Source organism: Cellvibrio sp. (assembly GCF_039207905.1).
In the GTDB taxonomy this organism is placed as follows: domain Bacteria; phylum Pseudomonadota; class Gammaproteobacteria; order Pseudomonadales; family Cellvibrionaceae; genus Cellvibrio.
This window is the reverse complement of the sequence record NZ_JBCECX010000025.1, coordinates 14,924-39,130: the sequence shown is the minus strand read 5'-3', so window position 1 is coordinate 39,130 and position 24,207 is coordinate 14,924. Positions and strand designations below refer to the sequence as shown.

The 24,207-nt window shown below is 49.7% G+C and carries 24 protein-coding genes and 1 tRNA gene; 2 read left to right on the top strand and 23 right to left on the bottom strand.

What is annotated here, in order from left to right:
• Positions 1–12: 12 nt before the first annotated feature.
• From AAGC78_RS15160 to ftsH, 7 genes are all read right to left on the bottom strand, one after another.
• Positions 13–1,212 (bottom strand): tyrosine-type recombinase/integrase, encoded by a 1,200-nt coding sequence (locus tag AAGC78_RS15160; RefSeq protein WP_435784938.1) that lies wholly within the window; start codon positions 1,210–1,212, stop codon positions 13–15.
• Between the two features lie 156 nt (positions 1,213–1,368).
• Positions 1,369–1,453: transfer RNA gene (locus tag AAGC78_RS15155), tRNA-Leu, on the bottom strand.
• Positions 1,454–1,466: 13 nt separating this feature from the next.
• Positions 1,467–1,862, bottom strand: coding sequence for a preprotein translocase subunit SecG (gene secG, locus AAGC78_RS15150; protein WP_435784937.1), 396 nt, complete (start codon positions 1,860–1,862; stop codon positions 1,467–1,469).
• Positions 1,863–1,903: 41 nt separating this feature from the next.
• Positions 1,904–2,665, bottom strand: a complete 762-nt coding sequence (gene tpiA, locus AAGC78_RS15145; protein WP_435784936.1) for a triose-phosphate isomerase — start codon at positions 2,663–2,665, stop codon at positions 1,904–1,906.
• 216 nt (positions 2,666–2,881) lie between these two features.
• Positions 2,882–4,219, bottom strand: coding sequence for a phosphoglucosamine mutase (gene glmM / locus AAGC78_RS15140; protein WP_435784935.1), 1,338 nt, complete (start codon positions 4,217–4,219; stop codon positions 2,882–2,884).
• Positions 4,220–4,254: 35 nt separating this feature from the next.
• Complete coding sequence (gene folP, locus AAGC78_RS15135) at positions 4,255–5,115, bottom strand: dihydropteroate synthase (RefSeq protein WP_435784934.1); 861 nt, start codon at positions 5,113–5,115, stop codon at positions 4,255–4,257.
• A 95-nt stretch (positions 5,116–5,210) separates the two neighbouring features.
• Positions 5,211–7,118 carry an ATP-dependent zinc metalloprotease FtsH gene (gene ftsH, locus AAGC78_RS15130; RefSeq protein ID WP_435784933.1) on the bottom strand — a complete coding sequence of 636 codons (1,908 nt, stop codon included), beginning with the start codon at positions 7,116–7,118 and terminating at the stop codon, positions 5,211–5,213.
• A gap of 437 nt (positions 7,119–7,555) precedes the next feature.
• On the opposite strand from ftsH, the gene AAGC78_RS15125 reads away from it, so the two are divergent.
• A complete protein-coding gene (locus tag AAGC78_RS15125; RefSeq protein WP_435784932.1) occupies positions 7,556–7,858 on the top strand; it encodes a YhbY family RNA-binding protein in 303 nt (100 codons plus the stop codon).
• Positions 7,859–7,945: 87 nt separating this feature from the next.
• Here AAGC78_RS15125 and greA read toward each other — a convergent pair whose 3' ends face one another.
• The 15 genes from greA to nrdR form a co-directional block, all read right to left on the bottom strand.
• The gene (greA, locus tag AAGC78_RS15120) at positions 7,946–8,425 is read right to left on the bottom strand and encodes a transcription elongation factor GreA (RefSeq protein ID WP_435784931.1); all 480 of its coding nucleotides are present in this window, start codon (positions 8,423–8,425) and stop codon (positions 7,946–7,948) included.
• 9 nt (positions 8,426–8,434) lie between these two features.
• Complete coding sequence (gene carB / locus AAGC78_RS15115; RefSeq protein ID WP_435784930.1) at positions 8,435–11,656, bottom strand: carbamoyl-phosphate synthase large subunit; 3,222 nt, start codon at positions 11,654–11,656, stop codon at positions 8,435–8,437.
• Positions 11,657–11,667: 11 nt separating this feature from the next.
• The gene (gene carA / locus AAGC78_RS15110) at positions 11,668–12,822 is read right to left on the bottom strand and encodes a glutamine-hydrolyzing carbamoyl-phosphate synthase small subunit (protein WP_435784929.1); all 1,155 of its coding nucleotides are present in this window, start codon (positions 12,820–12,822) and stop codon (positions 11,668–11,670) included.
• 395 nt (positions 12,823–13,217) lie between these two features.
• Positions 13,218–14,132, bottom strand: coding sequence for a DUF808 domain-containing protein (locus AAGC78_RS15105; RefSeq protein ID WP_435784928.1), 915 nt, complete (start codon positions 14,130–14,132; stop codon positions 13,218–13,220).
• Positions 14,133–14,179: 47 nt separating this feature from the next.
• Positions 14,180–14,983, bottom strand: a complete 804-nt coding sequence (dapB, locus tag AAGC78_RS15100; protein WP_435784927.1) for a 4-hydroxy-tetrahydrodipicolinate reductase — start codon at positions 14,981–14,983, stop codon at positions 14,180–14,182.
• 28 nt (positions 14,984–15,011) lie between these two features.
• Positions 15,012–15,614 carry a GTP cyclohydrolase II gene (gene ribA / locus AAGC78_RS15095; RefSeq protein WP_435784926.1) on the bottom strand — a complete coding sequence of 201 codons (603 nt, stop codon included), beginning with the start codon at positions 15,612–15,614 and terminating at the stop codon, positions 15,012–15,014.
• The gene (locus AAGC78_RS15090) at positions 15,611–16,096 is read right to left on the bottom strand and encodes a phosphatidylglycerophosphatase A family protein (protein WP_435784925.1); all 486 of its coding nucleotides are present in this window, start codon (positions 16,094–16,096) and stop codon (positions 15,611–15,613) included. Before AAGC78_RS15090 ends, ribA begins: the two co-directional genes overlap by 4 nt.
• Positions 16,093–17,064: a thiamine-phosphate kinase gene (gene thiL / locus AAGC78_RS15085; RefSeq protein WP_435784924.1), complete on the bottom strand. Its 972-nt coding sequence runs from the start codon at positions 17,062–17,064 to the stop codon at positions 16,093–16,095. Before thiL ends, AAGC78_RS15090 begins: the two co-directional genes overlap by 4 nt.
• A 117-nt stretch (positions 17,065–17,181) precedes the next feature.
• Positions 17,182–17,679 carry a transcription antitermination factor NusB gene (gene nusB, locus AAGC78_RS15080; RefSeq protein WP_435784923.1) on the bottom strand — a complete coding sequence of 166 codons (498 nt, stop codon included), beginning with the start codon at positions 17,677–17,679 and terminating at the stop codon, positions 17,182–17,184.
• 96 nt (positions 17,680–17,775) lie between these two features.
• Positions 17,776–18,246 (bottom strand): 6,7-dimethyl-8-ribityllumazine synthase, encoded by a 471-nt coding sequence (gene ribH, locus AAGC78_RS15075; RefSeq protein WP_435784922.1) that lies wholly within the window; start codon positions 18,244–18,246, stop codon positions 17,776–17,778.
• 150 nt (positions 18,247–18,396) lie between these two features.
• The gene (gene ribBA, locus AAGC78_RS15070) at positions 18,397–19,509 is read right to left on the bottom strand and encodes a bifunctional 3,4-dihydroxy-2-butanone-4-phosphate synthase/GTP cyclohydrolase II (protein WP_435784921.1); all 1,113 of its coding nucleotides are present in this window, start codon (positions 19,507–19,509) and stop codon (positions 18,397–18,399) included.
• 31 nt (positions 19,510–19,540) lie between these two features.
• Complete coding sequence (locus AAGC78_RS15065; RefSeq protein ID WP_435784920.1) at positions 19,541–20,197, bottom strand: riboflavin synthase; 657 nt, start codon at positions 20,195–20,197, stop codon at positions 19,541–19,543.
• A 25-nt stretch (positions 20,198–20,222) separates the two neighbouring features.
• Positions 20,223–20,804 (bottom strand): RDD family protein, encoded by a 582-nt coding sequence (locus AAGC78_RS15060; protein ID WP_435784919.1) that lies wholly within the window; start codon positions 20,802–20,804, stop codon positions 20,223–20,225.
• A gap of 14 nt (positions 20,805–20,818) precedes the next feature.
• Positions 20,819–21,943, bottom strand: a complete 1,125-nt coding sequence (gene ribD / locus AAGC78_RS15055; protein ID WP_435784918.1) for a bifunctional diaminohydroxyphosphoribosylaminopyrimidine deaminase/5-amino-6-(5-phosphoribosylamino)uracil reductase RibD — start codon at positions 21,941–21,943, stop codon at positions 20,819–20,821.
• Positions 21,944–21,964: 21 nt separating this feature from the next.
• Positions 21,965–22,432, bottom strand: a complete 468-nt coding sequence (nrdR, locus tag AAGC78_RS15050) for a transcriptional regulator NrdR (RefSeq protein ID WP_435784965.1) — start codon at positions 22,430–22,432, stop codon at positions 21,965–21,967.
• 136 nt (positions 22,433–22,568) lie between these two features.
• Here nrdR and AAGC78_RS15045 point away from each other — a divergent pair, with 136 nt between their 5' ends.
• A complete protein-coding gene (locus tag AAGC78_RS15045; RefSeq protein ID WP_435784917.1) occupies positions 22,569–23,606 on the top strand; it encodes a LacI family DNA-binding transcriptional regulator in 1,038 nt (345 codons plus the stop codon).
• A gap of 154 nt (positions 23,607–23,760) precedes the next feature.
• On the opposite strand, the gene AAGC78_RS15040 is transcribed toward AAGC78_RS15045, so the two are convergent.
• Complete coding sequence (locus tag AAGC78_RS15040; protein WP_435784916.1) at positions 23,761–24,138, bottom strand: hypothetical protein; 378 nt, start codon at positions 24,136–24,138, stop codon at positions 23,761–23,763.
• Positions 24,139–24,207 lie beyond the last annotated feature (69 nt).

Here is a 24,207-nt window from a genome sequence, read left to right as displayed (position 1 = left end):
AGAAAGCTTGGTTTACGCCTTCAGCGTATCCAGATAATCAGCCCAAGCTTGCATCATTTGCTTGCGCTCGGGTAAGTATTTTGTGCGGTTGTAAGCGCGGCCATTAGCATCTTTTACTGCGTGGGCTAGTTGCTGCTCTATATAGTCCACACGAAACCCTAGCACTTCATCTAACAAGGTGCGGGCGGTTGCTCTAAAGCCGTGGGGTGTTACTTGATCATTCGTATACCCCATGGTGCGAATGGCCGCCAATACGCCGTTTTCAGATAGTGGGCGACCACCACGCCTTGCACTCGGGAATACATATTGCCCATAACCGGTAAGGGGTTGTAGCTGGCGCAGTATCGCCAATGCCTGCCAAGGCAATGGCACTATGTGGGGTTGGCGCATTTTCATTTTTTCGGCGGGTATTTCCCAGTGTTCTTGCTCCCAGTTTATTTCTGCCCATTCCATATGGCGTATTTCGCCGGGGCGCTGAAATAGCATGGGGGTGAGCTGCACCGCTGCTTTTACTTCGGAGGTGCCTGTATAGCCATCCACAGCAATCAAAAATGGCCTTAGTTCAGCCGGGGTGATAATGGCCGCCCGGTGTTTTGCTTTGGTGGTTACTAACGCGCCTTTTAAATCCTGTGCAATATCCCGCTCTGCCCTGCCGGTCGATACCGCATAACGCATCACTTGGCTGGCCACTCGCTTGGCGCGGTTTGCCGTTTCGTGCAGACCTTCGCCTTCAATCTGGCGCAAGGCGGCAAGTAGCTGGATAGGGGTAATGTCAGAAACCGGTATGCCCCCAATAAAGGGGCATAATTTTTGGTCGAGTATCCATTGGATTTTGCGAAGGGTGACTTCGGCGGCACCTTCTTGCTTGCGCTTATCCAAGAATTCGCGCCCAACACCTTCAAAGGTATTGGCTTGGGCAAATTGTTTAGCCAGTTTGGTTTGCTTTTTGATAGCGCCCGGATCATCGCCTTCGGCCAGTTGTGCTTTGGCTTCGCGCATCTTTTCGCGGGCTTTGGTAAGTGTGACGGTAGGATACACCCCCAAGGCTAGGCGCTTCTCTTTACCGGCGTAGCGGTATTTGAGTCGCCAGTATTTCGAACCTGTTGGGGAGACTTCAAGATACAAGCCAGCGCCATCAGCCAGCTTATAGGGTTTATCCAATGGCTTTGCCTGTTTTACAGCGGCTTCCGTGAGTTTATTGCCACCTGCCATTGTGCCCCCAGCGATTCTTAAATATGCCCCTTATTGTGCCCCCACATGGGGTTGGCTGCAATAGAATCTCATAGGACAGAATAGGAACGCCAGATAGCAAAAAGCCCCGACTGGCGGGGCTTTTAGGATGTTTTGAAAAGTCATCAAACTTTCTTTTGGTGCCCTGGGCCGGACTCGAACCGGCACAGCATTCGCCACTACGACCTCAACATAGCGTGTCTACCAATTTCACCACCGGGGCATTAAACTTTTTACTACTCTTTCTTTTCTTCTGGTTGTGCAGCTGGAGCAGCTTCGCTTTGTGCAGCGGGAACTTCAGAAGCAGCAGCTGGAACGTCGCTGGCAGGAACAGTAGAAGCTGAGGGAACTTCTTGTTGCTGTGCAGCAGGAACAACCAAACCTTGTGTAGCTACTTTAGAATGATTTTTTGCAATTACAGCCAAACCAAAGCTGGTGCAAAAGAATATTGTTGCGATAGTCCAAGTAGCGCGAGTGAAGAAATTACCACTACCCTCACTACCGAAAACAGTTTGTGAAGCTCCACCACCGAATGATGCACCAGCAGCTGCGCCTTTACCTTGCTGCAACAGAATCAAACCAATAATGGCCAATGCTGCAAGCGAATGAATAATAAGTACCAATTTTTCCATTGCAAAGCTCTCTTGAGCGTTCAATATTTAGCTACAAAAAATTAATCTGCAGCACTACAGATTGCTAAAAACTCGTCAGCGTCTAAAGATGCACCGCCGAGTAAGGCACCGTCTATATCAGGCAATGCAAATAACTGCTGTGCATTGTGCGCCTTGACGCTACCACCGTACAAAATTCTTATTTCATCTGCCAAATCTGGAAGTTGTGCGCGCATGAAGCGATGCACTTCTTCTGCCTGTTCTGGCGTAGCGGTTTTACCTGTGCCTACTGCCCAAACTGGCTCATAGGCGAGGACAGCGTTTTTAAATACATCTTTGCCTGTGTGCGCAAAAACTGCATTTAACTGCCTACCGATTGTCTCCAAATGACAGCCTTGTTCGCGATCTTGAAGAGACTCACCTACACAAAGGATCGGTGTTAAACCTGCTTGCTGCACGGCGACAAATTGGTGAGCAACTTGCTCATCCGTTTCGCCCTGCATCCGGCGGCGCTCATTGTGACCAATTATTACAAATTTGCAATCCAAATCTGCAAGCATTGACGCTGAAACTTCACCGGTATATGCACCCTTATCATACTGATTAACCGTTTGCGCCCCCAGCATAATTGCTGAACCGGCTAACAAACTGTGCGTGTGCATTAGATAAGGATAAGGAGGACAAATCACAACATCTGATTTGTGCTCACCCTGCCAGCCAGCAACAACTTCGGCTAACAGGGACGCGTTTTCCCGCAGATTTCCATTCATTTTCCAATTGCCAACCACCAGTTGGCGACGCTTGGCGTTACTTGCTTTGCTCAACAGCAATACCTCCCCCAAAGCGGGCGCCAATGTTAGCTAAGAAGGTTTGAACATACAACCAAATATTAGCTTAGGCCCTGATTTTTCTCTGTTTTTTTGTGCTTTGGCCAGCAATATATCGATAGTCACTGGACAAGGTGGATACAAAATCTGCGCCCTGACCGATTTTTAGGCGCAGATTTTCAACTAGCATTTAGCGGGATGCAGCAATTGCCTCTAGCTGAGGGCAGCCTCTACTGTTGCAGCCAATTCCTGCGCCAGCTCTTTAACCACCTTTTTGTCCTCACCTTCGACCATCACCCGCACTACAGGTTCGGTGCCGGATGGACGCAACAGAACACGTCCGGTTCCTGCCAGTTTTTCTTCCGTCAATTTCACTGCAGACTGAACTGCCTCATTACTCGCCAGGTCAACGCGCTTTGAGATATGCACATTAATCATGACCTGCGGCAACTTGTTCATTCCCTTTTTAATACGATGCAGGGAGTCGCCAATGGTCGTTATTGCCAGCAATACTTGTAACGCAGCAATGATTCCATCGCCTGTAGTGGTGACATTACTGCAAACAATATGACCAGAGTTTTCGCCACCCAAACGCCAACCATTATTGCGCATCATTTCGATCACATAACGGTCACCGACTTTGGCACGCGCGAAGGGAATATTGAGTTTTTTAAGCCCTAGCTCAAAACCAAAATTACTCATCAAAGTGCCTACAACACCATCGCAACCACCAGTGTATTCCTGCTGATAAGCCGCAATGATGTAAAGCAATTCATCGCCATCGACCAACTCGCCTTTGTGATCAACAAACACTACGCGATCGCCGTCGCCGTCAAACGCAATACCCAGATCCGCACCGAGCTCGATTACTTTTTCCTGCAAAGCTTCTGGCTTGGTAGAGCCGCAACTGCGATTGATATTGGTGCCGTTGGGCTCAACAAATAGTGAGGTTACATGAGCGCCTAACTCGGTAAATACATCTGGCGCGATGTTATAAGTCGCACCATTCGCGCAATCCAGAACTATGTGCATACCTTTGAGATTGAATCCCCAAGGCATAGTGCCTTTACAGAATTCAATGTAGCGGCCTGATGCATCGGCAATGCGGCGCGCCTTACCCAATTTCTCACCGGTCGACATTGGTTTTTCAAGCTGAGCTTCGATCAGATTTTCCAGCTCATCAGGCAGTTTGCTGCCATTACCACCAAAGAACTTAATCCCGTTATCGACGTAGCTATTGTGTGAAGCACTAATGACAATTCCCGCCTGTGCTTTAAAAGTGCGCGATAGATACGCAACTCCTGGAGTAGGCATAGGGCCAAGTAAACCAACATCCACACCTGCGTTAATCAATCCGGCCTGCAAGGCAGATTCAAACATATAGCCCGAAATGCGCGTGTCTTTGCCGATCAAAATCATGTTCTGACCATCAAAGCGATCCTTGAGCACACAGCCCGCAGCCCAGCCCAACTTAAGCATAAAGTCAGGGGTGATCGGGAATTCGCCAACCAAACCGCGAATACCATCAGTACCAAAATACTTGCGAGACATAATTCCTTACTCCGCTAACAATAATTACGCTGTGTTTATTCAGTCACAGCGGAAAGAACTTTTAAGACATCAGAGGTGGCAGCCACATCATGCACCCGGATGATTGCAGCACCGCGCTGCGCTGCAAGCAGGGCCAGCGCTAGACTACCGGGCAAACGCTCGTTTACCGGGCGATTCAGTAATTGCGCCACCATGGATTTGCGCGACATACCCACCAATAGTGGATAACCGAGGTCGCCCAACTCCGGTAATCGCTGTAAAAGCGCGAGATTATGCGCGAGTGTTTTACCAAAGCCAAATCCAGGATCAAGGACAATCCGTGCGGGCGCCATATTGTGCGCAAGGCAAGCATCAATACGAGCGCGTAAAAAGCCCACCACTTCAGCAACCACATCGGAATACTCAGGACTCTGCTGCATGGTGTCCGGCTGCCCTTGCATGTGCATCAAACAGATAGGTAAGTTAGTTTCAGCGGCAGCAACCAAAGCGCCCTCGCGCTGCAATGCCCTTACATCATTAATTAAGCCCGCACCTTTTTTTGCCGACTCAGTGATAACCGAAGCAGTGCTGGTATCGACCGAGACAAGTGCATCCAATTTGCTAACCAATGCTTCCACTACCGGAATGACTCTATCCAATTCCTCTTGCTCAGACACAGTCGCTGAGCCCGGGCGGGTTGACTCACCACCAACATCAATAATTTTTGCACCCTCAGCCAACATTTGCTCCGCGCGGCGCAGCGCCAAATCCAGTGAAAAAGTATTGCCTGAATAGTAGCTGCCACCGTCTGAAAACGAGTCAGGAGTAGTATTGAGAATACCCATCACCACTGGAGTCGAAAGGTCCAATACATGTTTGCCACATGTGAGCTGGGAACTGCGAGAGGAAATCTGCATTTGAGGGCCTGACAATCAAACGTGCTAAAAGTACTTACGGATAAAACAAGAACCCCGAGCAAGCTCGGGGTTCTTTTTGTGCTCAACACACCGAATTAGTGGGTATTTGCAGGACCACCAATTGGACCAGTCGGGCTTTCACCTGATGCATCTTTATCGCGCAAATGACCATTAAAATCATCGTCATTCCACTCACGTGGTGGACGCACTTTACGGCGCGCCATTAAATCGGCAACCTGTTCAGAATCGATGGTTTCATATTCCATCAACGCATCTTTCATTGCCTCAAGAATATCGCGGTTATCTTCAAGGATCTTGGTAGCACGGGCGTAACAGTCATCAATGATACGACGAACTTCTCCATCAATATTTTTTGATGTGTCATCAGAATATTGCTGGGTTGCCATACCTGGATATGCACCCTCATCTTCACCGTAGTGCAGCGGACCTAATTTGGCCGACAAGCCCCACTTGGTCACCATGTTGCGCGCCAAATTCGTTGCACGCTCGATGTCATTCGATGCACCAGTAGTCACACCATCAAAGCCTAACGTCATTTCTTCAGCGATACGGCCACCAAAAAGGCTGCACAAACTGGATTCCAGAGCGCGCTTGCTATAGCTGTATTTATCTTCTTCGGGCAAATAATGGGTTACACCCAAAGCTCTGCCACGAGGAATAATCGATACTTTATGTACTGGATCATGCTCTGGAACGAGACAACCAATAATGGCGTGGCCAGCTTCATGATAAGCAGTATTTTCTTTTTCCTTCTCGTTCATCACCATAGATTTGCGCTCAGCGCCCATCATGATTTTGTCGCGAGCTTTTTCAAAATCTTCCATAGTGACCAAGCGCTTATTACCACGCGCGGCCATCAGTGCAGCTTCGTTAACAAGGTTCGCCAACTCAGCACCGGAGAAACCTGGAGTACCACGAGCAATAACTGACGCACTTACGCGCTCTTCGAGCGGCACTTTGCGCATATGAACTTTCAAAATCTGCTCGCGACCACGGATATCTGGCAAACCGACATACACCTGACGGTCAAAACGACCTGGGCGCAATAAAGCTTTATCGAGCACATCGGCACGGTTGGTTGCGGCGATAATAATTACACCGTCGTTACCTTCGAAACCATCCATCTCTACCAACAATTGGTTAAGGGTTTGTTCGCGCTCATCGTGACCACCGCCATGACCACCACCACGGTGACGACCTACAGCATCGATTTCGTCGATAAAAATAATGCACGGAGCCTGCTTCTTGGCTTGCTCAAACATGTCGCGTACACGGCTCGCACCGACACCAACAAACATCTCTACGAAGTCAGAACCTGAAATTGAGAAGAACGGCACTTTGGCTTCGCCAGCGATGGCTTTCGCCAACAGGGTTTTACCGGTACCTGGTGGGCCTACCATCAATACGCCGCGCGGAATTTGGCCACCCAAACGCTGGAACTTTGAAGGATCGCGCAGATACTGAACCAGCTCTTGCACTTCTTCTTTAGCTTCATCAACACCGGCCACATCGGCAAAGGTAGTTTTAATCTGGTCTTCACCGAGCAGGCGCGCTTTGCTCTTGCCAAAACTCATTGGCCCGCCCTTTCCGCCAGCACCACCTTGCATCTGGCGCATGAAAAACCAGAAAACGGCGATAATAATCAGGATTGGAAAGCTTGCAACGAGCAGCTGGTTGAGCAAACTCGGTTGCTCAACCTCACGGCCTTTAATAGTCACATTGTGGTTATAAAGGTCGTCGATCAATTTGGGATCAGCCACTTGCGGGCGGATGGTCTTGAACGTGGAGTTGTCTTTATACAACCCCTCAATTACCAAGCCATCAATTGTGACCTCTTGCACCCGATCATCGCGCACACTGGCGATAAATTCGGAGTAATTGAGTGTGTTACTGCCAGATTGCTTATTGAAGCCCTCAAATACACTGAAGAGGACTACGGCAATGACCAGCCAGAGCACAAGATTCTTGGTTATATCGTTCAAGGAAGATTCCTCATAGTTACATCAAAATAATTACATCAAATGTATTATCAGCTAAGGGCAAACTATTCATACCGTCACAGTAAACGATAGATACTGGCATATTTACCCGCTGAAATCGTCGAATTTTTCACAGCTTAACGTCTTTTTTGGCACCTATATCCAGACTTTTCAAACACTTACAGCACAGACTCAACCGTAAGAAATCATAAATATAGTCAGTTCCAATCGGCCGCAAACATCGATAGGACACATTTGGGGGCATATAGACGAATTGCAAGCCCCAACACCAAGATCCTATGACCTACACACCCCATAAGGGTTTCATCAGAGTGGTAGATGAAATATCCCCACCTGAATTCAACCGAAGCAGAACCCCGGGAAAGAAGAATGGAGTAGAATGCGCACCATTATTCTTTCATCCCTATTAAGGTAAGTTTATGCCCATTAGCCCAGAGCGCAAAAAACAATTTCGTACTATCGGCCACAAGCTTAATCCCATTGTGACCATAGCGGGCAATGGTTTGAGCGATGGTGTTCTCACCGAACTCAACCGCGCGCTGGATGACCACGAATTAATTAAGGTAAAACTGGCTATCGCCGAGCGCGAGGATCGCAAAGAAGTCGTAGCTGAGCTGGTAGCCCTGCCCAATGTTGAACTGATCCAGGAGATTGGCAAAGTAGTTTTACTCTATCGCCACAATAAAAGAGCCAATCCCAAACTTTCAAACCTACAACGCTAACTCCCAATTAGTGTTGCCCATAAAAAAACCGCCATCAAAATGGCGGTTTTTTTATGGGGCAGATTGGTTCAAACCCAAGCTTTATACTTAGATATGCTCCACCGTATCAATTTCGTAATCCACATCACCACCCGGTGCGCGCACAACCACAACATCGCCCTCTTCTTTTCCTACTAGCGCGCGTGCGATAGGAGAATTTACCGAGATCTTGTTGGATTTAACATCGGCCTCGTCATCGCCCACAATTTGGTATGTCATAGACTGGTCGGTGTCGAGATTGATGATGGTTACGGTAGTACCAAAAATAACTTTTCCGCTGTGCGGGATTTTGGTCACATCAATAATTTGCGCATTGCTCAGTTTGCCTTCAATTTCCTGAATGCGTCCTTCGCAAAAACTTTGTTGTTCGCGCGCCGCAGAATACTCTGCGTTTTCTTTCAGATCACCATGCGCACGCGCTTCCGCAATTGCGTTCACAATACGCGGACGCTGTACTTTTTTCAGGTCTTCCAGCTCAAGTGCAAGCTTCTCGGCGCCCTGATTAGTCATAGGAAATTTAGTACTCATGGACAATCCTTATTTGTTTAAGCGCACATGCAAATCTTGCAAGCGGCGAACTTCAATATGTTGGCCTTGCTTCAATGCCATGCAAACTGCCTGGCTCGCAGCGAGAGTGGTGTTGTAATACACACGATGGTTTTCAGCGCTACGACGAATCGATGATGAATCGCGCGTTGCCTGACGACCTTCCACAGTATTGAGGATCAAATCGATCTCGTCGTTCTTGATCATATCCACAATGTGCGGACGACCTTCCTGCACTTTGTTAACGATCTGCACTTCCAAGCCTGCGGCTTTCAGCACTTCAGCAGTGCCACGTGTTGCCACCAGTTTGAAACCGAGACCGGCCAAATCAATACCGACGCCGACAATACCATCTTTATCCATATCGCGAACACTAAGGAACGCAGTACCAGTTGCAGGGATACGGTTGCTCGCACCTAATTGCGATTTACCGTAAGCCTCACCGAAAGTGTCACCAACGCCCATTACTTCACCGGTTGACTTCATTTCTGGCCCGAGGATCGGGTCAACGGCCGGGAATTTGTTGAACGGGAATACCGCTTCTTTCACGCTGAAATAGGTCGGGATAATTTCTTTGGTAAAACCTTGGTCGGCCAGCGATGTACCCGCCTGGCAACGTGCAGCCACTTTAGCCAGCGACACACCAATACATTTGGACACGAACGGTACGGTACGCGATGCACGTGGATTTACTTCGATAACGTAAATCTTGCCGTCCTGGTAAGCGAGCTGGGTGTTCATCAACCCGATCACGCCCAATTCAATCGCCATTTGTTTTACTTGCTCGCGCATTGCATCTTGAACATCAGCAGGCAACGAGTAAGGTGGCAGCGAACAAGCAGAGTCACCCGAGTGGACACCACATTGTTCGATGTGTTGCATGATTCCGCCGATCACCACTTGCTGACCGTCGGATACAGAATCTATATCCACTTCAATCGCGTTATTCAGGAAGTGATCGAGCAATACAGGTGCATCTTCAGAAACTTGTACCGCAGTACGCATGTAAGTGCGCAGCTCATCTTCTTTGTACACGATTTCCATCGCGCGGCCGCCCAGAACATAAGACGGACGAACCACTAATGGATAGCCAACTTTATCAGCGGCAAGCAATGCTTCTTCGAGCGAGCGCACAATCGCATTTGGCGGCTGCAACAGACCAAGCTTGTTGATCATTTGTTGGAAGCGTTCGCGGTCTTCTGCTTTATCGATTGCATCAGGGCTGGTGCCGATAATAGGTACGCCTTCCGCTTCAAGTGCGCGTGCTAATTTCAGCGGAGTTTGTCCACCGAACTGCACAATTACACCAACCGGTTTTTCTTTGTGGACGATTTCCAATACATCTTCCAAAGTCACTGGTTCGAAGAACAAGCGATCAGATGTATCGTAATCGGTAGAAACAGTTTCCGGGTTACAGTTAACCATAATGGTTTCATAACCGTCTTCACGCATAGCCAAAGCAGCGTGTACACAGCAGTAATCGAATTCGATACCTTGACCGATACGGTTAGGACCACCACCGATTACCAGAATCTTTTTGTTATCGCTTGGATTAGCTTCGCACTCTTCTTCGTAAGTGGAATACATGTAAGCAGTCGAAGTAGAAAATTCAGCCGCGCAAGTATCAACACGCTTGTACGCCGGGCGAATATTCAAACCCTGGCGATAGTGACGCACAGCTTTTTCAGTTTCGCCCAACAACAACGCCAAGCGCTTGTCAGAGAAGCCTTTGCGTTTCAGTTGGAAAATTTTCTCTGCATTCAAATCATTCAATGACTTGCCACGCAGTGATTGTTCGATATCGATCAACTCTTTTACTTGCACCAAAAACCATGGATCGATTTTGGAGAGGTTGAATGCATCGTTAACACTCAAACCCATGCGGAATGCATCACCGACATACCAGATGCGCTCAGCGCCAGCGGTAGTCAATTCGCGACGCACTTTTGCCGCGCCTTCTTCAGTGGTGTAATCCACTTTTGATTCAAAACCGGCTGAGCCAACTTCCAAACCGCGCAATGCTTTTTGCAAGGATTCCTGGAAAGTACGGCCAATCGCCATAACTTCACCAACGGATTTCATTTGCGTAGTCAAGCGCGCATCTGCATCACCAAATTTTTCAAAGGTGAAGCGCGGCACTTTGGTAACCACGTAATCGATTGACGGTTCAAACGATGCTGGAGTTGCACCGCCTGTGATGTCATTTTTCAATTCGTCGAGGGTATAACCTACTGCGAGTTTCGCCGCGATTTTTGCAATCGGGAAACCAGTCGCTTTAGATGCGAGTGCGGATGAACGCGATACACGCGGGTTCATCTCAATTACTACCATACGGCCATCAACCGGATTAACGGCGAATTGCACGTTGGAACCACCAGTTTCCACGCCGATTTCACGCAATACCGCAATCGATGCATTACGCATGATTTGGTATTCCTTATCGGTAAGGGTTTGCGCTGGTGCAACGGTAATCGAGTCGCCGGTGTGAACGCCCATCGGATCAAAGTTTTCGATGGAGCACACGATAATGCAGTTATCGTTTTTATCGCGCACCACTTCCATCTCGTACTCTTTCCAGCCGAGTAGCGATTCGTCGATCAACAATTCGTTGGTTGGAGAAAGATCCAAACCGCGGGTACAAATTTCTTCAAACTCGTCCCAGTTGTAAGCGATACCGCCACCAGAACCACCCATAGTGAACGACGGACGAATAATGCACGGGAAGCCGAATTCTTTCGGTGCTTCTTTCGCTTCTTCCAAGCTGTGAACGATTTTCGCGCGCGCACAAGAAAGACCAATACGTTTCATCGCTTGGTCAAACAAGTTGCGGTCTTCCGCCATGTTGATGGCTTCTTCTTTCGCGCCGATCAATTCAACATTGTATTTTTCCAGCACGCCATTTTTGGCAAGTGCGAGCGCGCAGTTCAATGCAGTCTGGCCACCCATGGTGGGCAGGATTACATCGGGGCGCTCTTTCTCAATGATCTTCGCAACTGTCTGCCACTCGATTGGCTCGATATAGGTTGCATCCGCCATCGCGGGGTCAGTCATGATAGTTGCAGGGTTGGAGTTAACCAGAATTACGCGGTAACCCTCTTCACGCAGTGCTTTACAGGCTTGGGCGCCAGAGTAGTCGAACTCACAGGCCTGGCCGATAACAATCGGGCCAGCGCCGAGAATCAAAATACTGTTTATGTCGGTACGTTTTGGCATGTCGGCTCCGATTAAGACTTGCGGGCTTGCATCAATTCAATAAAGTGGTCAAACAGGGTATCGGCTTCGTGCGGGCCCGGGCTCGCTTCAGGGTGACCCTGGAAGCTGAAGGCTGGCTTATCAGTGCGATGGATACCTTGCAAAGAACCGTCGAACAGCGACTTGTGGGTTGCGCGCAGATTCGCAGGCAAGCTGCTCTCTTCCACTGCAAAACCGTGGTTTTGCGCGGTGATCAATACACGCTTGTTGTCGAGGTTTTGTACTGGATGGTTGCCGCCGTGATGGCCAAATTTCATCTTGATGGTTTTGGCACCGGATGCCAGCGCCAACAATTGGTGACCGAGGCAAATACCGAATACCGGTACATCGGTTTCCAAAATATCTTTGATCGCTTCAATGGCGTAAGTGCATGGCTCAGGGTCGCCAGGGCCATTGGAGAGGAATACGCCGTCCGGATTCAACGCCAGCACTTCGGCGGCAGTCGTTTTAGCCGGAACTACAGTCAGGTCGCAACCGCGATCCACCAGCATGCGCAAAATATTGCGTTTCACGCCGTAGTCGTAGGCGACTACTTTGAATTTCTTCGCAGCGCCAGTGCTGTGGCCTTCACCCAATTCCCAACTGGTTTCATTCCAGGTGTAGGGCTCGCTCACGGTCACTTCTTTCGCCAGATCGAGACCTTTCAAGCCACCGAAGGCTTTGGCAGCTGCAAGTGCTTTGGCTTCATCCAGATCAGAACCTGCCATCAAGCAACCGTTTTGCGCACCTTTGTCACGCAGGATACGGGTCAAGCGGCGGGTATCGATATCGGCGATGCCGATTACGTTGCGCGCTTTGAGGTAATCGGAGAGGCTTTCCTGATTGCGGAAATTGCTGGCTAACAAAGGAAGATCGCGGATAACCAGGCCAGTTGCCCAAATGCGCTGACATTCTTCGTCTTCGCTATTAGTGCCGGTATTGCCGATATGGGGATAAGTGAGGGTGACGATTTGCTGGGCGTAAGAGGGATCGGTAAGGATTTCCTGATAACCGGTGATTGCGGTATTGAATACCACTTCACCAACGGATAAGCCTTCGGCACCAATTGCAGTACCACGGAACACACTACCGTCAGCAAGAACCAATATGGCCTTGGTCGGGGCAGGAAGGGATTCCTGAGTAGTCAAAACAACCTCCTGAGCTGGTTGGGTTTTGGCTTGGAGAACACCAGCAGTCACTAACCCTGCGGGATACCCTTAAAGCAAGCTAATAAATCGTTGTAGGTTCGTCATCCAAATCGCACAGACGTTCAGTTTTTTCGGGCTCAAAAAGTCAGTCGCATTGACACTTGTGAAGTGAACATCGCGATAAGTCGTTGAGTTAAAAGGCAAAATTGATCCGGCTATAAAACGTCTGGTTGTAAAAAAGCGAGATGAAACTCAAATCTCATCTCGCCTTTTTTATGTTCTTGTGCGAACCGTTTTGTATTCTTTGTGCAGAGCCGTTGGAGGCGGCCGCAATCTGGCTGCGAATTCTACGGGAGTGATGCCATGATGTCCACGGGAATCTGCCCTGATTAAGGTCAGATTGCCTGTTTGCGGAACAACTTGCCGACCAAACTAACAACCGCCAGCACCAGCGCACCAATCACTACACCAGCAAGACCGTTCAGGATTGATGAGGTCAACCAGCCTACCGGCTCGGTCGCAGCCGCAGCATGCTCGATCCAATGATGGATCACCGGAATACTGTGAGTCACTATCCCGCCTCCCACCATAAACATGGCGGCAGTACCCAGTACGGACAAAAACTTCATCAGCTTAGGGGCTGCGGCGAGCAAGACATTGCCGAAAAACTTCGCTACCGCGCCCGGCTTTTTGCACAGATGCGCGCCCATATCATCCAACTTCACAATCAGTGCTACGAAACCATAAACACCAACGGTCATTAATATCGCAATACTCACCACCACCGCGGCTTGTTTTGCGAAGGTAGCGGCGGCAACAGTGCCAAGTGCGATAACAATAATTTCCGCAGAGAGAATAAAATCGGTGCGCACCGCGCCTTTGATTTTTTCTTTTTCGAAAGCGACCATATCCACTTCCGGGTTGGCTACCGCTTCGATTAATTCCTGATGCTGCTGCTCTACTTCATGCTTGGCATGCAGAAATTTGTGCGCGAGCTTTTCAAAACCTTCAAAGCAAAGATAGGCACCACCAATCATCAGTAGCGGCAGAATTAACCAGGGAACAAATGCGCTGATTAATAAAGCAGCGGGAACCAGGATCGCCTTGTTCAACGCGGAACCTTTCGCTACTGCCCACACCACTGGCAGCTCGCGCTCAGCCCTGACACCATGAACCTGTTGCGCATTCAGCGCCAGATCATCACCCAAAACGCCAGCGGTTTTTTTGGCGGCAACTTTGGTCATTACCGCCACATCATCAAGCACTGTTGCAATATCGTCGAGCAATGTCAGTAAGCTGGCACCCGCCATAATAATTTCCTTTACGACTCGTTATGAATGAAAACTAACCGTTCTAATTAACGCAAGCCCAGCACATCTTGCATATCGAACAAACCCGTTTTTTGCTGCTGCAACCATACAGCTGCCCGCACTGCACCATTGGCAAATGCCAGACGACTTGATGCTTTGTGGGTAATTTCTACGCGCTCACCATCGGCCATAAACATGACGGTGTGATCACCTACTACGTCACCGCCGCGCACAGTAGCGAAACCGATAGTGTCGCGCGGACGCGCGCCAATTTGCCCTTCGCGGCCATAGACTGCAACCTTATCCAAATCACGCTCCAATGCATTCGCCAGTACTTCACCCATACGCACTGCGGTGCCGGATGGAGAATCCACTTTATGGCGATGATGCGCTTCGTAAACTTCCACATCATATTCATCGCCCAACACGCGTGCAGCGAGATCGAGCAATTTAAAGCACAGGTTTACGCCAGTAGAAAAGTTAGCGGAGAGCAACAGTGGAATTTGTGTTTGATAGGCCAGCAGCTCCGCTTTTTCCGCTGCGCTAAATCCTGTAGTACCAATAACGATAGGCTTATTGTGCGCTGCGCAAATTTTCACATTTTGCAGAGTCGCGGTTGGCGAGCTGAAATCAATCAACACATCAAACTGATCAACTACATCAGCAATATCACCCACCAAAAACACGCCGAGCTTTCCTACATTGCCCAACTCACCTGCATCAGCACCAATCAATGAGCTGCCGGGACGAAGACTGGCTGCACCTAAAGAAGTTTGTGGATTTTTTTGTGTGGCTTCAATCAGCGCCTTACCCATACGGCCTGCTGCGCCAGCGATTGCAATTCGTGTCATGGTCGTTGTCTCAAGAAAGTTCTAAAAATTATTCGTCGTCTTCGCTGTTAAACAAATGGCCAAGCTTGCCTTTTTTTGTTTCCAGATATTTGGCGTTGTGCGGGTTGCGTCCGGTTTGGTGTGGCATCCGCTCAATTACGTTAATGCCCATATCCTGCAGGGCTTTTACTTTGCGCGGATTATTGGTAAGCAACTTCAACGCTTTGATATTCAAATGTTCCAGCATGGGCTTGAGAATAGAGTAATCGCGCATATCTGCACCAAACCCCAATTGCTCATTTGCTTCAACGGTATCTGCGCCTTGATCTTGCAAATGATAGGCTTTGATTTTATTCAACAGCCCGATGCCGCGACCTTCCTGACGCAAATAAAAAATCACGCCGCGCCCAGCCAACGCAATTTTATGCATCGCCGCTTGCAATTGCGGGCCGCAATCACAGCGCATACTGAAGAGCGCATCACCGGTTAAACATTCGGAGTGGATACGCGCAAGCAGAGGCTCGTCACCGCTAATATCGCCCATGGTGAGCACAACATGCTCTTTTAAATTTTCTTCATCGCAAAAACCATGCATGACAAAAATGCCCCAGGGCGTAGGCAATTTGGATGATTCAACAAAGCGAACAGTCACAGGGACCTCACAGAAAAAGCAATTAGTTGCAACACAATCAGTGCGTATACTCCGGCGAGCGCATCATCGATCATAATGCCAAAACCGCCGTGCACTTTTTTATCCAGCCAACTGATAGGCCAAGGTTTAAGGATGTCAAAAAAGCGGAACAGGAAAAACCCGAGCACAATCCACCAAACACCGGTGGGCGCCATAAACATGGTGATCCAAAAGCCGACAAATTCGTCCCACACAATACCGCCGTGGTCATGCACACCCAAGGCTTTTGACGAGCGATCACACCAGAACACGCCCAGTGCAAAAGTCACCAACAACCAGCTTAAATAAACTGGCCAGGTTAAATGTTGCAGCAGCAGGAAAAAGGGAATCGCGGCCAGCGTGCCGAAAGTGCCGGGGGCGCGTTTCGCAAGCCCGCTGCCAAATCCAAACGCAAATAAATGGTTTGGGTTCGCGAGCATTTCTTTGAAGCTGGGCGTTTTCATGGTGAAAAATGTTGGTATCCGGTTGTGGTCAACGCAAAAGGTTCGCCATCTAATTCGCAAATCACTTTATGGCCGGGAATCATTTCACCGATCACCGTTGCCTGCAATTTCCCCTGCGCAATTAGCATGGCGATATCGGCCATATTTTCCGGCGGAACAGTAAAACACAGTTCGTAATCATCGCCACCAGCGAGTGCCCAGCGCTGAGCTTGCGTCGGATCAGCTAGCGATTGGATGGCGGCAGAGAGCGGAAGATCCTCAACATAAATCACCGCACCCAAATCACTCGCATCACAAATATGTTGCAAGTCGGCAACCAAGCCATCGGAAATATCCAGCGCGCTGCTCGCAAATTCGCGGATCAATGTTGATTCAGATAAACGCGGTATCGGGCGATAAAAACGCTGCAATAAATATTCAGCGTGTTCATCATTAAAAACACGCGAGTTTTGGATTGATGCCAGTGCAGCGGCACCATCACCAAGGGTATTGGTGACCAAAATAAAATCACCGGCATTGGCGCCATCACGACGCATAGTTTGTTGCGGCGCAATCGCGCCCATTGCTTGAATCGTAATCGTCAAAGGCCCAGAGGTGGTATCACCCCCAACTAAAGCAATTCCGTATTCGCGTGCACAGGCAAATAAACCGCGACTGAAACTGCGCAACCAATCTTCATTGGAATCGGGCAATGTAAGCGCGAGCGTAAACCACAAAGGATCAGCGCCCATAGCCGCAAGGTCACTTAAATTCGTGCGCAGTGCTCGCTCAGCGATTAATTGGGGATCAGCGTCTAGCGGAAAATGCACACCGGCAACCAGTGTGTCCACGGTCACTGCCAATTGTTTACCGGTAGGGATTTGCAAAAGTGCGCAGTCGTCACCAATGCCCAGCAACACACCAGCGGCAGGCTGCTCGGCTTGCTCGCGTTGGAAAAATTGTTGGATCAGTTGAAATTCGCTGGGCACTTTTAAATCATTTTAAAAAGGTTAAGCCGCTTCAGAAGAGTTAGTTAACTTTAAAAGAGCTAAGTAAAAGTCGAGCAGTGGTTGAAGTTATGGGCGATCAATGATCGCCCTGAGAAATTAACGGCTTTTGCGTTCAGCGTTAACTTCCAATGCACGCAATACTGCAGCGGTTTTATCCAGCACACCGTTAATAAATTTGTGGCTGTCTTCTGCACCAAATTTTTTCGCCAAGGCGACAGCTTCGTTAATGACTACTTTGTATGGGACATCGATACGGAATTTAAATTCATAAGTGGCAAGGCGCAGCAACGCGCGCGTAATTGCATCCAGCTCTTCCAGTGAGCGATCCACTAAAAAGGGCTGATAGACCGCATCGATATCACTTAAATTTTCAGGCACGCCGTGGAGAATATCGTGGAAATATTCCACATCCACTTTGCTCATATCATTGTCGGTGCGGAATTCCGCTTCGATTGAGTTGAGCGAATTGCCGGTCATATGCCACTGATAAAGTGCCTGCATCGCGTAATGACGAGCCATACGACGGGTTGCAGCGGTGTGGCCTTTTTGCGCGGATGAATTGCCATTTCCGGCTTGACCTGAAGGAGTAGTCATGAACAATTACCTGATAAAGAACTTGAATGCCCGCGTGCTCGGGCATGAAATAAAAATAACTAACATTTAATCTTGCCGGACACCGGATTCCGAGCGTTAAACTTTTCCGAACAGCGAAACCATTTCCAGCGCAGTCGATGCCGCTTCCACACCTTTGTTGCCCGCTTTGGTGCCTGAGCGCTCAATCGCTTGTTCGATTGAATCAACGGTCAGCACACCAAAGGTTACTGGCACGCCGTATTGCAGAGAAACCTGAGCCAAACCTTTAACGCACTCGCCCGCGACATAATCAAAGTGCGGAGTACCACCGCGAATTACCGCACCCAACGCGATGATCGCGTCGAATTCTTTTTTCGCTGCAATTTTTTGCGCAGTCAGCGGGAATTCAAATGCGCCAGGTGCGTAATAGATGGTGATGTTTTCGTCTTTGATGCCGTGGCGACGCAGAGTGTCAAGCGCGCCGTCTTTCAAACTCTCAACCACAAAACTGTTCCAGCGACTAACGATCAACGCATACTTGCCTGCTGATGCGGAAAAATCACCTTCAACGACTTTGATATTGCTCATACTTTTTTCTCTTTAAATTTCAAGTTTATTACCCCCTCCCAGCCTCCCCCTTCAAAAAGGGGAGGAGCCTACTCCCTGCTGAATTCGGGAGCGCGTTCTGCCCCCTCCCATTTTAGGCGGGGCGCGCAGCCGGAGGGCTGGGGAGGAGTTCTATTCATCAGGGCAAACGTAATCAACCACTTCCAAATCAAAACCCGAGAGCGCCGAGTAACGCATTGGCGCAGACATCACGCGCATTTTTCGCACACCCAAATCGCGCAGGATTTGCGAGCCGGTGCCCACTTGTTTGTAGAGCACTTCCGAGCTGCGGCGCATTTGTTTGCCGGTGATCAGCCAATCAATGCTGTCCTCAACCTCTTCGGTCGATTCGTCGTGGCAAATCAGTAGCACAACACCCTTGCCCTCTTCGCTCACCTTGCGCAGCGCATCCTGATAAGTCCAGCTTTTGCCACCAGCAACCGAGGAGCGTTTGAGGCTGAGCACATCGCGGGCGATGTCCATTACATGCACGCGTACCAGTGTTGGTTCCGCGTCTATCTCACCTTTAACCATCACAAAATGCAGGTCACCCCGCGCAAGGTCGCGATAGGTACGCAACTCAAATTCGCCGTAAAGCGTCTCCACTTTGCGGGTATTGATGCAGGCAACGGTTTTTTCTTTGGTGGCGCGATAGTGAATCAGGTCGGCAATGGTACCGATTTTCAGCCCATGTTGCTCGCCAAATTGCTCAAGATCCGCACGGCGCGCCATAGTGCCATCAGGGTTCATCACCTCGACAATCACTGCCGCTGGCTCAAACCCGGCCAAGCGCGCCAAGTCGCAACCCGCTTCGGTATGGCCGGCGCGACTCATTACACCACCCGGTTGTGCCATCAATGGGAAGATGTGACCGGGCTGTACGATATCCGCTGGCTTGGCATTGGCCTTCACCGCCGCACGCACAGTCAGCGCGCGATCTGCCGCCGAAATACCAGTGCTCACGCCTTCGGCCGCTTCAATCGATAGGGTGAAATTAGTGGTGTGCTGGGACTTGTTGTCAGTCACCATCAAGGGCAAATCCAGCTGCTTGCAGCGCTCGGGCGAGAGCGTCAAACAAATCAGGCCGCGCGCGTAGGTCGCCATAAAGTTGATGTCTTCCGGGCGCACTTGCTCGGCGACCATAATCAAATCACCTTCGTTTTCACGGTCTTCGTCATCCATCAGGATGACCATCTTGCCGTGGCGCAGGTCTTCAATCAGTTCTTCAATTGTGTTGAGTTGCATAGACAATCTCTATGTAAGGAAGTAATTCCGGTTAAGCAAAACCATTCTTCGCCAAAAACTCCAGGGTAATACCCTGCCCTTCGCCTTCGGCGGCTTTGTCGCCGAGCATCAAGCGCTCCAGATAACGGGCAAGCACGTCCACCTCAAGATTGAGCTGGCTGCCAGTTTTGTAGCTATCCATTACCGTCATTTGCAGGGTGTGCGGGACTATATTGAGTTCAAACTCGGCACCGTCCACTTTGTTAACCGTAAGACTAGTACCATCCACGGTAATTGACCCTTTATGGGCGATATATTTTGCCAGTGATTTTGGTGCGCGGATGCGGAAACGCTCGGAGCGTGCATCGGGATGACGGCTCACCACTTCGCCCACACCATCCACATGGCCGCTGACGATATGGCCGCCCAAGCGGGTTTGCGGCGTCAGGGCTTTTTCCAGATTCACGCGCTGGCCGACTTTCCAGCCAGGCAAGGTAGTGTTGTCGAGGGTTTCGCGAGATACATCCGCCCAATAACCATCGCCCGGTAAATCCACCACTGTCAGGCACACGCCGTTGGTCGCGATGGAGTCGCCCAGATGAACATCATCCAAGTTCAGATTGTTAGTTTTGATACGCAGGCGCAGGTCGCCGTTTTTAGGTTGCAATGCCACCACTTCGCCGATGGCTTCGATAATACCGGTAAACATAGACTTACCTCGGGACAGTAGCGGCTTAGATAATAATGCTGGTCGGCTTGCCTTCAACCGCAGCGACAGGAATCTTCAGGTCGATCACTTTGGTTTTGGCCAGATGATCGTGGATACAGCGGTAGCCGGGGCGGAAGATCGCCAGGATATCAATAAAACGCAGCAACACCCCGATCACCGGTATTTGGCCAGCAGCCCACTGGGACAGGTAGCGCCACACAATCAGCTGACCGAACGCAGGTTTCTGATTATCCATAGTGACAATCGCAATACCCACAATCCGCTTGCCCAGCGTCTGCCCGTATTGATGCAACAGAAAACCGTGCAGCAGAAAGAAAATCGGGAATGGCGATAAGGACAGCATGAACTTTTGGGTATCGGACAATGCCAGCAAGCGCTTTTGCATCTCCGCTTGTGCTGCCTGCACATCCTGACTGGTAGCCGGGTCAAGCAACCCCATGGCTTGCATCACCATCAACAGTGCTACAACCATAAAAAAACCATCGAGGATAAACGCCAAAAAGCGTTTGCCGAGCGATGCAGTGTTATCTACTTGCGGGCCAGATGGCCCCGGCTGGAATTCGGGAGCTTGGTTTTGATCGTTCAAAGGCTTACCTATAACTAGTATTCAGTGTCGGGAGCGGCGGTGATACGCCAATCCCGCCCTACCGCGCGAATGTCTTTAATCTTGAGCGAGAGCGAGGCGGACATGGTATCGAGCGGCAACTCAAACAGTGGGCGCGCATTACTCCCGAGCAGTTTGGGCGCAACGTACATGATAATTTCATCCAGCAAACCGCGCCGTAAAAAACTACCCGAGAGGGTCGCACCTGCTTCCACCAGCACTTCATTGCATTGGCGCTGGGCGAGTTCACGCAAAAGCGCGCTTAAGTCGATACGTTCGTCTTTGCCCGGCAATGCCAGCAGCTCGACAAAATCCGGCCAATCTTGCAATTGCTCCGGCTCAACCGCGCCGTTATGTACCAGCAATATCGGGGTCGCCTGTTTAAACATCAAGGCCTTGCGCGGCATTCGCAGCTTGGAATCGAGGATTACCCGCAGCGGCTGCTTCTCTGCCGCCGCCTCTGCATTGGGTAAACCCAACTCATCTACGCGCACGGTAAGTGAGGCATTGTCCTGCAGGATGGAATCAACACCAGCGATAATCGCGCAGGATCGGGCGCGCAAACGCTGCACATCTGCGCGGGCCTTCGGGCCGGTAATCCATTTGCTTTCGCCAGATTCCATCGCTGTGCGGCCATCAATACTCATCGCCATTTTGCAGCGAACATAAGGCAACTTGCGCTCCATGCGACGGATAAAACCGGGATTGAGCGCGCGCGCATCGTCTTCCAGCACCGGGCCATCCACCTCAATACCAGCAGCGCGCACCATAGCGATGCCATTGCCGGATACCAGAGGATTCGGGTCTTCCATCCCGAACACCAAACGGGCGATACCCGCATCCACCAGCGCCTGCGAACAGGGGCCGGTCTTGCCGGTGTGGCTACAGGGCTCGAGACTCACATAAGCCGTCGCACCGCGAGCATTATCGCCCGCCGCGCGCAATGCATTGATCTCGGCATGAGCTTCGCCAGTGCGGACATGCCAGCCCTCGCCGATCACTTGCCCATCTTTCACCAACACGCAACCCACACGCGGATTGGGCATAGTCGTGTAAAGGCCACGCTCCGCCAAACGAAAAGCGTGGGCCATAAATTCAAAATCAACCGCAGAGATAGTCATGGGGGTGTTAGTCGTTTCAGATTACTGGTCGTTCTCGGGCTGCTGCTCAAGGCGGTCGATTTCCTGACGGAACTCGTTCAAATCCTTAAAGCGGCGATACACAGATGCGAAGCGCACGTAGGCAACTTCATCGAGTTTTTTCAGCTGTTCCATTACCTTTTCACCAACCAGCAAGGCTTTAACTTCGCGCTCACCCGTCGCTTGTAAAAAGTGTTTGATATGGTTGATGGAGGATTCAATCGCCTCGATGCTCACCGGGCGCTTTTCCAGCGCACGCAATAAACCAGCGCGCAGTTTGTTTTCATCGAAGGGTTCGCGGGTACCGTTTTGTTTGATGATGCGCGGCATCACCAATTCGGCCACTTCAAACGTAGTGAAGCGTTCATGGCAGGATAAACACTCGCGGCGGCGGCGCACCTGGTCGCCTTCAGCCACCAAACGTGAATCTATAACTTTGGTATCTTCCGCACTACAAAACGGACAATGCATGATCATCGGCCCCAGCGATTGATAAAGTGGGCGCATACTAGCACAAAATGCAGGGTTTTCGCCCCATCCTCCATAGCTCGCGAGGCGTGAGTATGATAAAAAGCCAAATACTATCCCTGTCCGATTCACGAGAGTTATGAGCAAACCGCCGTCCGCCAGCAAAGCCAAAAATACCACCATGAAAGAAGTCGCCGCACTGGCCGATGTCTCGCTCATGACTGTGTCACGCGTGCTCAATAAAGATCCAAAAGTGACAGAAGAAACGCGCAATCGCGTGATGGCCGCCGTTGAAAAATTAAACTATCGCGTGAATGTTTCGGCACGCAGCCTCTCAGGCACACAATCCTATTTGATGGGATTTTTTTACGATAACTCAGTCGGTAGTTTTATCAGCGAATATTTGATCGGCACGCTCAAGCGCTGCAATGAATTAGGCTATCAATTAGTCATCGAGCAATGCCCCTATCAAGAAGCCAATCTCGAAGAACACATCAAACACCTCGCCAGCCGCTACGATCTGGACGGCATTATTATCCCGCCGCCCTTGTGCGATGACTTGCCATTATTAAACGCACTCGACAAAGCCGGATTGCGCTACGTGCGTGTAGGCCCTGGCTTGGAATTGGATCGTTCATCATACGTCACCATTGACGACTACCGCGCGACCTTTGAAATGACCGAACTATTAATCCAGCGCGGCCATAAACATATCGGCTTTATTAAAGGCGATGCGCATCAAGGTGTGAGCGAAGTTCGCTTCAAAGGTTATTGCGATGCAATTAAAAAACATCGCCTCGAATTAAATGAAAACTTCATCACCGAAGGCAATTTCAGCTTCGCATCCGGCATGATTGCCGCCGAAAAATTATTGCAGCACTCAGAACTTACAGCCATCTTCGCCAGTAACGACGACATGGCCGCCGCCGTAGTCGCCGTCGCCCATCGCAAACACATAGAAATCCCACAACAACTCGCGGTAGTCGGCTTCGACGATACCAACATCGCCACCACCATCTGGCCGCAACTCACTACCGTGCAACAACCCATTAAAAACATGGCGATTGCGGCTGTGGATTTATTAATAGAGAAAATCAAAGCAGAAACATTGCTTGATATTAAAGTGAAGAATAATCGTACGCTGGATTACACGATTATTGAGCGGGAATCGGTTTGAGTTCAAAAACGGAGGTTTGCTATATCTATAGCCAATTACGCTTACTCATAATGAAAGAAGATGATTGATCTTGATGATCGGCTTCGATGATAGTTATTTTAGAATAACCAGGCCGTTTTTCGATTAGGAGCCGACATTTTGTTTACTCTTAATTTCAATCCGCACAAATAGAAAAAAGCACCTTGCCATCCTCAATAGCACTATAGCAACCAAAATGATCATGCTCACTGCGCTCACATATTCCGCGAGCAGGTGTTTTTGCATCCAGCATTTCTCTAGTTACGCACATGCCAAGACAATCAGCATCGGATATGCAACTAGTACCTCCATCAGGGTAGTAAATAACACATTTAGGAAGTTCGTACAGGCCAATAGGCTCAACTTTACCTCCTATTTTTTTGCAGGCATCAGAATCAATTTTTGCTAACGCGACTGCTCGCTCTTTCTCTAAGGCAACTTCAAGCGGTGCTTTATTATTTGCAGCGCAACCGGAAACGATTGTTAAAAATACGATGAAAAATAGAGGTTTCATAGGTTTGCTATATTGTGAATTTTTAAGGCATTAATCGATCATTAGCAGAAATTGGCGACGAACACAAAG